The organism is Streptomyces sp. NPDC004667 (assembly GCF_040609475.1).
Classification (GTDB): Bacteria; Actinomycetota; Actinomycetes; order Streptomycetales; family Streptomycetaceae; genus Streptomyces.
The window spans coordinates 1,197-9,884 of the sequence record NZ_JBEXKC010000143.1 but is presented as its reverse complement, the minus strand read 5'-3'; the positions used below and the strand labels follow the sequence as shown (position 1 = coordinate 9,884).

General features: G+C 70.6%; 9 protein-coding genes. 2 read left to right on the top strand and 7 right to left on the bottom strand.

Annotated elements, in window-relative coordinates:
• Positions 1 to 114 precede the first annotated feature (114 nt).
• The gene (locus tag ABZW32_RS37295) at positions 115 to 1,512 is read right to left on the bottom strand and encodes a S53 family peptidase (protein ID WP_356224976.1); all 1,398 of its coding nucleotides are present in this window, start codon (positions 1,510 to 1,512) and stop codon (positions 115 to 117) included.
• A 462-nt stretch (positions 1,513 to 1,974) separates the two neighbouring features.
• Here ABZW32_RS37295 and ABZW32_RS37290 point away from each other — a divergent pair, with 462 nt between their 5' ends.
• Positions 1,975 to 4,017, top strand: a complete 2,043-nt coding sequence (locus ABZW32_RS37290; RefSeq protein ID WP_356224974.1) for a M4 family metallopeptidase — start codon at positions 1,975 to 1,977, stop codon at positions 4,015 to 4,017.
• Positions 4,018 to 4,127: 110 nt separating this feature from the next.
• Here ABZW32_RS37290 and ABZW32_RS37285 read toward each other — a convergent pair whose 3' ends face one another.
• The 5 genes from ABZW32_RS37285 to ABZW32_RS37265 all read right to left on the bottom strand — a co-directional run bounded on the left by ABZW32_RS37285 (position 4,128) and on the right by ABZW32_RS37265 (position 7,571).
• Complete coding sequence (locus ABZW32_RS37285) at positions 4,128 to 4,592, bottom strand: hypothetical protein (protein WP_356224972.1); 465 nt, start codon at positions 4,590 to 4,592, stop codon at positions 4,128 to 4,130.
• A 189-nt stretch (positions 4,593 to 4,781) separates the two neighbouring features.
• Positions 4,782 to 5,279 carry a PLD nuclease N-terminal domain-containing protein gene (locus ABZW32_RS37280; RefSeq protein WP_356224971.1) on the bottom strand — a complete coding sequence of 166 codons (498 nt, stop codon included), beginning with the start codon at positions 5,277 to 5,279 and terminating at the stop codon, positions 4,782 to 4,784.
• A gap of 527 nt (positions 5,280 to 5,806) precedes the next feature.
• Complete coding sequence (locus ABZW32_RS37275; protein WP_266844579.1) at positions 5,807 to 6,052, bottom strand: hypothetical protein; 246 nt, start codon at positions 6,050 to 6,052, stop codon at positions 5,807 to 5,809.
• A gap of 269 nt (positions 6,053 to 6,321) precedes the next feature.
• Positions 6,322 to 6,756, bottom strand: a complete 435-nt coding sequence (locus tag ABZW32_RS37270; RefSeq protein ID WP_356224969.1) for a nucleoside deaminase — start codon at positions 6,754 to 6,756, stop codon at positions 6,322 to 6,324.
• Entirely contained in the window at positions 6,753 to 7,571 is an 819-nt protein-coding gene (locus tag ABZW32_RS37265; RefSeq protein WP_356224967.1) for an LLM class flavin-dependent oxidoreductase, read from the bottom strand. Before ABZW32_RS37265 ends, ABZW32_RS37270 begins: the two co-directional genes overlap by 4 nt.
• A gap of 93 nt (positions 7,572 to 7,664) precedes the next feature.
• Here ABZW32_RS37265 and ABZW32_RS37260 point away from each other — a divergent pair, with 93 nt between their 5' ends.
• Complete coding sequence (locus tag ABZW32_RS37260; RefSeq protein WP_356224966.1) at positions 7,665 to 8,111, top strand: Lrp/AsnC family transcriptional regulator; 447 nt, start codon at positions 7,665 to 7,667, stop codon at positions 8,109 to 8,111.
• Positions 8,112 to 8,129: 18 nt separating this feature from the next.
• Here the strand turns inward: ABZW32_RS37260 and ABZW32_RS37255 are convergent, their stop codons facing one another.
• Positions 8,130 to 8,561 carry a PPOX class F420-dependent oxidoreductase gene (locus tag ABZW32_RS37255; protein ID WP_356224964.1) on the bottom strand — a complete coding sequence of 144 codons (432 nt, stop codon included), beginning with the start codon at positions 8,559 to 8,561 and terminating at the stop codon, positions 8,130 to 8,132.
• Positions 8,562 to 8,688 lie beyond the last annotated feature (127 nt).

Here is an 8,688-nt window from a genome sequence, read left to right as displayed (position 1 = left end):
ACGTCGGTGGTGTGCATCGACTTCTCGGCGACCGTGCTGCCATTGTTCGGCGGGGGCTCGGGTGCGCTGCCCGCTGCGGCAGCGCACCCGTGCCGGGCCGTCGGTGGCGAGCCGTCAGCCGCGCCGCCCTTCGCGGGCGAGGGCCGGCACGAAGCGGGCCGCGTCCAGCGTTCCGACACCGGTGGCCATGTCGTAGCCGTTCACCGCGGTGTAGCCGGTGACGCCCTGGTAGCTGTTGTTCGTACCGTCGTTGACGTCGACGATGCCGGTGGAGCGGTCGTAGGCCGAGCGCCCGTACAGCTGGTACAGCGCCTCGTTGATGTTGCCCAGGCGCTTGCCCGCGGCCTGGTCGGCCAGGGCCACGATGCCGGAGAACAGCGGGCTGGACTCGCTGGTGCCGCCGGAGACGTCCCAGCCGGTGGCCGCCGGGTCGTAGCTGGTGTAGATCCACGCGCCGCCGTCGACCGCGGCGGCCATCGAGATGTCCGGGGTGCCGCGCTGCGCGCCGACGATGTTCTTGACGCCGTTCTGGAAGGCCGGGCGCTTGAACACGTGCGACTGGCCTCCGCCGCCCGCGCCGTTGTCGTTGTAGACGCTCTCGGGGGCGGTGCGCCTGCCCGCGTCGTCCAGGTGCAGCTGGGTTCCTCCGATGGAGGTCACCAGCGGGTCCGAGGAGGGCCAGGAGTTGACGGGGTGGTCGTAGTAGGCGCTGCCGTCGGCGTTGTAGTCGGTGGCTCCGCCGTCGCCGGAGGAGGCGAGCACGGTGACGTGCTTGCGCGCCGCGGCCTCGAAGGCGTAGCGCAGGTTCTTGATGCTGGAGAAGTCACCCTTGTCGAAGCCGGGGAAGGTGTTCTCGGTCGCGCCGAAGCTCTGTGTGATCACATCGCCGATGCCGCGGTCGATCAGGGACTTCTCGGCGTCCATCATCTCGGGCAGGCCGGTGGTGCCTTCGGTCTCCGCGACCGCCGTCTCGACCAGGACGATCTTCGCGTCCGGCGCCATCGCGTGCGCCATCTCCACGTCGAGGGCGGTCTCGCCGGCCCAGCCCAGCATGTCGGCGTTCTTGGGGTCCCACGCGGGGACGTTGCCCCACTTGACCACCTCGACCTTGGTGCTGGGTATCCCGAACTGCTTGCTGTAGACGTCCAGGTCGTGCTGGACGGTCGGCGAGCCGAAGGAGTCGACGATGACGATCGTGCGGCCCTTACCGGTGATCCCCGCCTTGTACAGCGGGTTCAGGTTGTACGCCGCGCGGTACTGCAGCGGGGTGTAGCAGGCGATCTTCCACTTGGTCCGGCACTCCTCGATGGAGAGCGGGCTGCCCACGGAACGGATCAGCTGGTGTCCCGCGATGGCCGGACGGGCCACGGTGCGCGGGACCGCGGAGGTGTGCGGCGCGGAGGCGGTGGCGGCGCCGGTCGGTGGGGCGGCCGCCATCGCGGTGAGCGCGAGACCGGCGGCAGCGGCCGTTGCGGCCGCTGCACGCGGCCACGTACGACGAACTGGATGCATTGCAGACTCCCTGGGGGGGTGGCTCGCCGCGCAGAGCGGCTTCCGAGATCACACCCGCCAAGTCATGTGCAGGACAAGGGTGTTTGACGCTTGATGCCGAACGCTTTACCTGAATGCGCAGTACGCCGCCCCCACGACCGCCTCCGGGGTGGCTTCCACCGTCGCGTCCCGGCCACCGACGTACGCCCGCAGTGGATCCACCCCTCACCGGAGCAAGTCCCGCCGCAGGTCAGCCCGTCGGGTGCGCCCGGGCCGGCCGATCGTCATCTCGACATGTCCGCTCAGCGAACACCGAACGGCGAAATCCGGACTCGATGCGGCCAATTCCTGACGCGTTCCTGACAAAGATCGCGATCGCTGGCACGCTCTCCCACATCCCCAGCACGGACCAGCTCCGCACGCTCTGCCCGGACGGCCTCATCCCGGTCGCCCGGTAACCCCCCACACGCAGAAGGAGTCAGCGTGAAGTCCACGCATCGCCGCAACGCCACCGCCACCGGTGCCCTGCTCGCGGCAGCCGCCCTGCTCACCGTAGGTGTCCAGGCGGGCAGCGCCAGCGCGCAGCCCGAGGGTTCCGCGAACACCGCCGCCCCCAAGGGCCAGCCGGTGCGCAACCCGGGCGCGCTGCCCGCTCAGCTCTCCCCGTCCCAGCGCGCCGAGCTCATAGCCAAGGCCCAGAGCACCACGGCGGCCACGGCCAAGGAGCTCGGACTCACCTCCCAGGAGCAGCTCCTCGTCCACGATGTGGTCAAGGATCAGGACGGTACCACCCACACCCGGTACGAGCGCACGTACGAGGGGCTCCCGGTCCTCGGCGGCGACCTGGTCGTCAACCGCTCGGCGGCCAACACGACGCAGAGCGTCAGCAAGGCGTCCCCCGCCCGGCTGGCGGGGGTCTCCACCTCCGCCCCGGCCGACGCCCCGGCGGCCGCCTCCACGCAGGCCCTCGACGCCGCGAAGGCGGTCGGCTCCAAGGCCACCAAGGCCGACGCCGCGCCCCGCAAGGTCGTGTGGATGGCCAAGGGCGTGCCCACCCTCGCCTACGAGACCGTCATCGGCGGCCTCCAGGACGACGGCACCCCCAACCAGCTCCACGTCATCACCGACGCCAAGACCGGCGCCAAGCTCCACCAGTGGCAGGGCATCGAGACCGGTGTCGGCAACACCCACTACAGCGGCCAGGTCACCCTCGGCACCTCGAAGTCCGGTTCGAACTTCACGCTGAACGACACGGGCCGCGGCAGCCACAAGACGTACAACCTGAACCACGGTACGTCCGGCACGGGATCGCTCTTCAGCCAGACCACCGACACCTGGGGCAACGGCGCCAACTCCAACGCCGCCACCGCGGGCGCCGACGCCGCCTACGGCGCCGGGGTCACCTGGGACTTCTACAAGAACGTGCTCGGCCGCTCCGGCATCCGCGGCGACGGCGTCGCCGCCTACTCCCGGGTCCACTACGGAAACGCCTACGTCAACGCCTTCTGGGACGACGGCTGCTTCTGCATGACCTACGGCGACGGAACGGGCAACAACGACCCGCTGACCTCGCTGGACGTCGCCGGTCACGAGATGACGCACGGCGTCACCTCCGCCACCGCCGGTCTCAACTACAGCGACGAGTCGGGTGGCCTGAACGAGGCGACCTCCGACATCATGGGCACCTCCGTCGAGTTCTACGCCAACAACCCCAGCGCGCCGGGCAACTACCTCATCGGCGAGCAGATCAACATCAACGGCGACGGCACCCCGCTGCGCTACATGGACAAGCCGAGCAAGGACGGCGGCTCCAAGGACGCGTGGTACTCGGGCATCGGCGGCCTCGACGTCCACTACTCCTCGGGCCCCGCGAACCACTGGTTCTACCTGGCCTCCGAGGGCTCCGGCGCCAAGACGGTCAACGGCGTCAACTACGACTCGCCGACCTCGGACGGCCTGCCCGTCACCGGCATCGGCCGGGACAAGGCGCAGCTGATCTGGTACAAGGCGCTCACCACCAAGTTCAACTCCAGCACGGACTACGCGGGTGCCCGTGAAGGCACGATCGCCGCGGCGACCGAGCTGTACGGCGCCGGCAGCGCCGAGGTCAAGAACGTCACCGACGCGTGGGCCGCCGTCAACGTGGGCGCCCGTTCGGGCGGTGGCACCACCACCCCGGGCAACGTCTTCGAGAGCACCGCCCGGGTCGCCATCCCGGACTCCCCGGGCCCCGCGGTCACCTCGTCGGTCAACGTCACCGGTGTCACCGGCAACGCGCCGAGCGCCCTGAAGGTCGGCGTGAAGATCACCCACACCTACGTCGGCGACCTCCAGATCGACCTCGTGGCGCCCAACGGGACCTCGTACCGCCTGCAGAACTCCTCCTCGGACTCCACGGCGAACCTCGACAAGACGTACACGGTCAACGCCTCGGCCGTCGCGGCCAACGGCACCTGGAAGCTGAAGGTCCAGGACAAGGGAGCGGCGGACGTCGGCACCATCACCGACTTCAAGCTCACCTTCTGATCGCCCGACCGCACATGATCTGAGGTTTCGAAGGGCCTGATCCCACGTACGCCGACACCCCCGCCTCCGGGACACCGGAGGACGGGGGCGTCGTGCCGTGAGCGGCATGCCTAGCCGTACGGGTCGAGTGCCCAGAAGCGGACGACGTCGCTGCGGCGGTCGAACCACAGGTGGGTGGTGTGGCCGTTGTCGTCACGGTCGAGCTCGTGCGACCGGATCCACTGCGGGGCCTGCGGCCCCTGACCCCTGAGCGGCTTCTCGAACCACGAAGAGAAGTCATCGGCCGGCCCCTCGGAGACGAAGGCGTGGGCCGCCGTCAGCTCGGTACGCTTCCCCGGTGCCAGCTTGGCGAAGCCCGAGATCACCAGCTCAGGCGACGGCAGGTCCCGGTCGTTGTCCCGGCTGCTCACCCACTGGCCGTCGGTGAGCGGGCCCAGCAGCGGGAACGCCCGCTCCAGCGGTGCGGTGTCGGTGTGCCAGTCCTCCTCGGCCCCGTCCGCCACCTGGCGCAAGCCCCACCAGGCGGGCAGCACCGCGAGCGCCGCCCCGATCCCGATCACCTTCCGTCGCTCCACCGCGTCCCCCTCGTACCGACGTCGCGGGCAGCACCCCGTCCGGCGCGGGCACCTCACCCGACCACCTGCCCGGGCACCACCGAACACGTCCCCGGACCGCAGCGCCGCCCGGACCACCAACCCGTTTCCAAAGGGTGATGTTCCCCGCGGTCTCGGGGATGCGGTGACTCGGTCCCACCCCCCCGGCGGTCAGCCCGGCGCGGGGCCGTCGCCCGGAGGCGGGGTGGCGGTGGGGGGCGCGGAGGCGGTGGGGGGCGCGGAGGTCTGCGGGGCGTAGTCGGTGAGGACCAGTTCCTTGGCCCGTTGGAAGTCCGCTTCGGTGATGTCGCCGCGATCACGCATCGCGGCGAGCTTGGCGAGTTCCTCGGCGGCGCTGGGCCGGCTGACGGCCGTCTCGCGGACGTAGGTGTCCATCTGCCTCCGTTGCTCGCGCGCCTGTTCCAGGTCGCGGCGGCCCATGCCCTTGCCCCGGACGATCAGGTAGACGAAGACGCCGAGGAACGGGAGCAGGACGACGAAGGCCAGCCAGCCCGCCTTGGCCCAGCCGTTCAGGTCGTCGTCACGGAAGATGTCGAAGATGATCTTGAAGAGCAGGAAGAACCACAAGACCCACAAGGCGAACGCCAGCATGGTCCACAAGACGCTCAGCAGCGGGAAGTCGTAGGCGAGGTACGTCTGAGTGGTCATTTCATCCCTCCGCCCGGGCGGCACCCCCGGTCCGGCCTTCGCCGCTCCGGGGGTTTCGAGAATCGCGCGGGCACAGCATGCTGGGAGCATGGGCGCGGAGTCACGGGCTTGCCGCCCTTCAGTGGCTCCGGTGCCGCGCGCGCCACGGCATTCGCCCCCTCGGAGGCGTGCCGATCACGGTAGGCGGCCCCGGCCCGTCGACGACCCGCCCTGGGGCTCACCTCTTCGTCCAGTACTCGGGACGCACTGCCTCCCGTACTGACATGGTGCCTCCCCCGCCCCCATTCGGCATCCGGCACCACCCGGCACCCGGCTACCGCGCCATCACGCCGCCCCGCCATCGGTCCACCGGACCCCGATGGCGGACGCCGGCGGAGGCTCGCACGTGCGTCGGGGACGCCGTGCCCCGGTGCCGCTCGCCTGGGCGAGCGGCCGGGGGCGCCGGCCACGAAACGCCCCACGCCCGCCGGCGCCGCCCGGACGTCAGCCACTCTCACCTCACGGGCTGGGCGGCGCCTACGACGTCCCTAGTTCCCGATACCGCTGCTGCCGATCCCCGAGTTGCCGATGCCCGCGCTGCCGATCCCCGAGTTGGCGAAACCCGCGTTGCCCAGGCCCCAGTTGGCGATGCCCGCGTTGCCGACGCCCTTGTTGGCGATACCCGCGTTGCCGACACCCGAATTCCCGATACCCGAGTTCCCCACTCCGTCCGCGCTGGCCACCGCGGCGCCGCCGAGGGCCAGGAGCGCGGCCGTGCCCAGCACAGCTGCCATGCGGAGAAGACGTGTACGCATTATCAGATACCTCCTGTTTTCGGACTATTGCCCCCTATCTGTAGCATGCCGAGATCGGGGAATCCGACATATCTCTCCCTCGACACCGTCCGCCGGCGCCACTCGGTCGGAGACTGTCACCGGATCGGTGTACCGCCGCCGGGAGGGACGAGGCCTTGCTCCGCACCGCGACCCTGACGGCGGCCATCGCCCGGGTGGGCGCCTCCGGCAAGATGGCGACGACCCGACCCGAGCCCGGGGGCGCACCGCTATCGGCGGTAGTAGTCGACGATGGGCACGCGCGCCTCGTCGAACAGGGCCGGGCCGGCCTGCGCCGTCGTCGGCCAGGCGCCCGACTCCGGGTTGAGTTCGACGAGTTGCGCGGTGGAGAGGGCGTAGACGACACGGCCGAGTCCGGAGCGGACGATGCCTCCGGCACACATGCCGCACGGCTCGCAGCTGGTGTACAGGGTGGTGCGCGCGGCCGTGTGCCCGTCGAGTTCGCGGGCCGCCCAGCGGGAGAGTTTGAGTTCCGGGTGGGCGCTGATGTCGTTGTCCCGTCGCACCGTGTTGTGGGCTTCGGCCAGGATCGTGCCGTCCGGGCCGGCCAGCAGGGAGCCGTAGGGCGCGTCGCCCAGGTCGATGGCACGGGCTGCGATGGCGATGGCCCGCCGCAGGAGTGCCTCGTCGGCTGCGGTGATCATGAGAGTGTCCTCCGGTGTGCGGCCACGGCGGCGAGCGCCTGCCAGGCCTCGTGGGGGCGTCGGGTCGACTCCGGATCTCCGTGGTACGGGTCGAGGACGACGGTGTCGGCCCCGAGGTCGCGGAGTTGGTCGAGGTCGCCGAGGATCTGGTCGAGGGTGCCGGTTCCCGCGAGCCGCTCGGGGTCGGTGATCGGTGCGGTGGTCGGCCGTAGGGCGATGCGGGGTGCGAACCCCGGCAGCGAGTGGTTCGCCAGGACCGAGCGCATCCAGGGAAGGGTGCCCCGCAGCGGATGCCAGGCGTCGCCGAACCTGATGGCCCGCCGGATTCCCGCCTCGCTGTTGCCTCCGACCCAGACGGGAATCGGGGTGGTGTGCTCGTCGGCCTCCTCGCGCCAGGCCTTGCGCAGGGCGACGAGGTGTTCGTCGGTGAGCCTGCCGCGCGCGGTGAACGGAACGCCGAGCGCGTCGAATTCCTGACGGGCCCAGCCCACTCCCACCCCCAGCACGAGCCTGCCGCCGCTGAGCCGGTCGAGGTTGGTGGTCATCCGGGCCACCAACAGCGGGTGCCGGTAGGGCAGTACGAGCACGGTCGTACCCAGCCGCACCCTGGTGGTGACGCCGGCCAGCCAGGACAGCGTGGTGAACGGCTCGTAGAAGGGCGCGGGATAGCGCGCGGCCACGTCCGGGGTGATGGCCACGTGGTCCGACACCATGAGGAGGTCGAAGCCGAGGTCCTCCACGATCCGCGCCCACTCGCGCAGCACGCCGGGGTCGGTCCCGGGCCCGAAGTTCGGTACGTTCACGCCAAGTTGCATGGACGGAGGCTATCTCGGCGATCAAGGAACCTGGAAGAATGATCTCCTGGTCGAACCGCCGTTCTTCCGGAAGTTTCCCGGTAGGGTCGCAATATGACCGGGAACCTTGATGACATCGACTGGGCGATCATCGACGAGCTGCAACGGGACGCGCGCATCTCGCTCAGCGAGCTCGGGCGGCGCGTGAGTCTCGGCTCGTCGGCCACGACCGAACGGGTGCGGCAGCTGGAGGCGGCGGGCGTCATCACCGGATACCGCGCCGTGGTCGATCTGGGCAAGGTCGGCTACCCCGTGCTCGCCGTCGTCCGGTTGAAGTACCCGGGCAACCGCCACCAGCCGTTGCACCGGCTGCTCGCGGAGCGACGGGAGATCCTGGAGTGCCTGCGCACCACCGGCGACGACTGTTACACGCTGAAGGTGGCCGCGACCTCCATGGAGCAGCTGGAGAGCATCATCGACGAGCTGGCCGGCTTCGGAACCACCACGACCAGCGTCGTCTACGGCCAGACACTGCCCTATCGCGGACCCGACCGGCCCTGACGGCGCGGCCCCGCCCCGTCAGCGCAGCCTGTCGCCGTACACGTGGTCGACCGTCATCGTCATCAGCACCCGGCGGTCGGCCACCATCGCCGCCCGGTACTCGTCCCAGTCGGGGTGCTCTCCGGCCGCGGCCCGGTAGTACCGCACCAGCGCCTCGACCTCGGGGCCGTGCGGGTCGGTCCCGGGGCCCGTCAGGGTGACGGTTCCTTCGGCGGTGGCCCAGGCCCAGCCGTCGGGCCGGGTGACCTCCAGGGCGGCGCGGGGATCGCGGCGCAGGTTCGTCGTCTTGGCGCGCCCCTCGGTCATCGAGACGTAGAGGACGTCGGCGGCCCGGTCGTAGAAGGGCATGACGGGCGAGAGCTGCGGACGGCCGTCCGCCTTGATCGTCGCGAGGACACCGAGGCGGCTTTCCGCGAGCAGTGCGCGCGGGTCGTACGAAGTGGCGTTCATGGTCAATGGCAAGTCCCCGCCCGGCGGCGTCTATTCCCACCCCACCCGGACGTGGGGGCGGGGAGGGCCAAGGGCGGGCTGAGGCGCCCGCCCGGGGGGCGGGCGGCGCCCACCCCCAGGCCCAAGC

Bases quoted from the DNA above. Each gene is read 5' to 3' on its own strand.
- ABZW32_RS37295 (WP_356224976.1), bottom strand. From the start codon at position 1,512: ATGCATCCAGTTCGTCGTACGTGGCCGCGTGCAGCGGCCGCAACGGCC.
- ABZW32_RS37280 (WP_356224971.1), bottom strand. From the start codon at position 5,279: ATGACCACTCAGACGTACCTCGCCTACGACTTCCCGCTGCTGAGCGTC.
- ABZW32_RS37275 (WP_266844579.1), bottom strand. From the start codon at position 6,052: ATGGCAGCTGTGCTGGGCACGGCCGCGCTCCTGGCCCTCGGCGGCGCC.
- ABZW32_RS37270 (WP_356224969.1), bottom strand. From the start codon at position 6,756: ATGATCACCGCAGCCGACGAGGCACTCCTGCGGCGGGCCATCGCCATC.
- ABZW32_RS37265 (WP_356224967.1), bottom strand. From the start codon at position 7,571: ATGCAACTTGGCGTGAACGTACCGAACTTCGGGCCCGGGACCGACCCC.
- ABZW32_RS37260 (WP_356224966.1), top strand. From the start codon at position 7,665: ATGACCGGGAACCTTGATGACATCGACTGGGCGATCATCGACGAGCTG.
- ABZW32_RS37255 (WP_356224964.1), bottom strand. From the start codon at position 8,561: ATGAACGCCACTTCGTACGACCCGCGCGCACTGCTCGCGGAAAGCCGC.